Raw genomic sequence first — 2498 nt, 5'->3', positions numbered from 1 at the left:
AATTTAAAAGTTCTCTAAAGATATGATTGTTTAATTTTTCATTTAGTGCAAATAGACCATATGATTTAACGTCTACTTCATATGTTTGTTTTTCAATACTTTGATAAACACCATTGATAATCTTCCCAATAACTCCTTTTTCAACAGGAATAATTTTTCCATTTTTTCTTATTGATGTTCTTTTTATAACATTATAAACACCTTCTTTTGTGGTTGCTTTTACTCTGGTACTAGATGGTCTTGGAATTTCTAATATGTCTTTAGGAATGGCCATTTTTATATCTCCTTTTTTATGTGTTAAACACTATACATATATATTTATTTTACCACCTATTTTTAGTTTTTTAAACTTTTTTTAAATAAAATTAGAACAAAAAATAGAGCTTTTTTAGCTCTAGATTTAAGAAAATTTAATTTTTTAGATATTTTAATGTATTTAATGGACGAAAATAAGAATTTTTTAGTAAATTATTAAAATTATATAGTGTCCAAAATTGGGAATTTTTTATTATATAGGTGATGATTAATTTGAAAGAGAGAAAAAATAAAGAATTAACTAAAAATATAGGTGTTAACCAAAGGTTACATAATAATCTAATTTTAAATAAAGATGTCACTTTTAAAATTGCAATTCAACACAAATTAGATAATGACTTTGATTTTAAATCTTTAAAAAGAGAGGGTCTTAAGGAATTCCAGGCGTTTATATATTCAATTTTTAAAGAAAATATGACCATTTCACAAGTAGAAAAATTATTTTTAAGAACTAAAGGTGAGGTTTTTAAAAACGTTACAATAAAAGATGAATTTGTTAAAGAAATTCATTTGGGTAAAAACGTGTCAAAATTTAGATTATTTGGTTATTTTAATCAAGACAACTACTTTGTAATAACTAAAATAGATCCAAACCACGATTTTCATAAAGACTAAAAAAGACAACGTTGTCTTTTTCTTTTTATAAAAATCAGGCAATATATTATAAAAAACAAAAGGAGTAAATTATGTATTTAACAATTAAACAAACTAGTGAAAAATGAAACATTTCAGAACAAGATATATTAAATTTAATTAATCAAAATAAAATATATGGATTTATCAAAGAAGACAACGAATATAAAATACCGATGGACTTAGATAATCCTTTAGATTTAGTTGGTGTTGATTTATTAGAGTTAATTGATAAAAGAATGAAAATAATCAAATCTTTTACTGCTTTTGAAGAACACGAACTTAATTGTATTAATAAAGATTTCGCTATTGAATATGCTTATAATAGTAATGCTATTGAGGGAAATACATTAAGTTTAAGAGAAGTTTATTTAATTTTTAAAGGAATGGTAATTGATAACAAACCTTTACAAGAGCATTTAGATATAATTGGACATAAACAAGCATTTGAATATATTCTTGATTTGATTGAAAATAAACATAGCCTATTAACTGAAGATGAAATCAAAAAAATACATAATTTAGTTTTAATTCATGATTGAAGAAATGCTGGTGTTTATAGAAATGTTCCTGTAGTTATTTCTGATTCTAAGCACGATGTTGCTAATGTTTATATGATACAAACAAAAATACAACAATTATTAGATTGATATAACAATTCAATTGAACACATAATCAAAAAGATTGCAAAGTTTCACTTAGATTTTGAAGCAATTCATCCTTTTATTGATGGTAATGGACGAACAGGAAGACTTTTAATTAATTTTGAATTAATGAAAAATGGTTATTATCCAATAAATATTAAATATATAAATAGAAATCTATATTATCAAGCTTTTGATGATTATTATTGTAAAAACGATCTATCAACAATGCTTAATTTAATAGCTAATTATGAATTATTAAGAATAAATTATTTTATAAGAATATTTTCTGACAGAGAAAAACTTATTAAACAAAGAGAAGAAGAAAACAACAAGTAATATATCAATAAAAAGACTCTAAAGAGTCTTTTTATTTTACTAGTTCCTACGTTTCCCACTTTAAGCATAAAAATAACAGTTTAAACTTATAAACCTAAATTTATAAGTCGACTGTTATTTTTTTAAAACTTCTAAAAGAGTGTGATAAGTATCTCAACTTTCTTTTAACTCATCATTAAACACTTGTATTGTTTCTGTTTTTTGTTTGTTTACAAATACCTCAATTTCTTTGACATCTTTAATAACGTTAATCATTTTATGTTCAGTAATTCTATTTTTACCTTGTAATCCTAATCTAGAATTCAAAAGGTAAACTACATAATTTAAAAACACTAAAGATACAAAACATAAACAAATATATCCAACAATATGATTTCATGTTGATAGATACATTGGACGAAGTGACAATTTACCTTTTAACGTTTTAAAATTAGATTCAATTTGTCACTGTTTTGAATATAAATTTACAATATCAACTACAGATAAATCAGTTCTATTTGTTTCATAAACATAATATCCATCGTATTTTTCATCTTCATTTATTTTTGCTACATCCAATTCATAAAA

Annotated in this window: 3 protein-coding genes and 1 pseudogene; 2 read left to right on the top strand and 2 right to left on the bottom strand. The window is 22.9% G+C overall.

Annotated elements, in window-relative coordinates:
• A pseudogene (locus AB668_RS02395) lies at positions 1-274 on the bottom strand (IS1634 family transposase); the annotation flags it as partial.
• A gap of 254 nt (positions 275-528) precedes the next feature.
• Between AB668_RS02395 and AB668_RS02390 the strand changes: the two are divergent.
• On the top strand, positions 529-930 hold the full coding sequence (locus tag AB668_RS02390; RefSeq protein ID WP_235443331.1) for an MAG6450 family protein: 402 nt from the start codon (positions 529-531) through the stop codon (positions 928-930).
• Between the two features lie 71 nt (positions 931-1001).
• Positions 1002-1931, top strand: coding sequence for a Fic family protein (locus tag AB668_RS02385; protein ID WP_050517462.1), 930 nt, complete (start codon positions 1002-1004; stop codon positions 1929-1931).
• A gap of 114 nt (positions 1932-2045) precedes the next feature.
• Here the strand turns inward: AB668_RS02385 and AB668_RS02380 are convergent.
• The coding region (locus AB668_RS02380) for an IS1634 family transposase (RefSeq protein WP_152908032.1) at positions 2046-2498 on the bottom strand (453 nt) is incomplete at its 5' end.

The sequence above is a fragment of the Mycoplasma sp. HU2014 genome (assembly GCF_001199495.1).
Classification (GTDB): Bacteria; Bacillota_I; Bacilli_A; order Mycoplasmatales; family Mycoplasmataceae; genus Mycoplasma.
The sequence above is the reverse complement of the archived record's forward strand: the minus strand, read 5'-3'. Positions and strand labels throughout refer to the sequence as shown.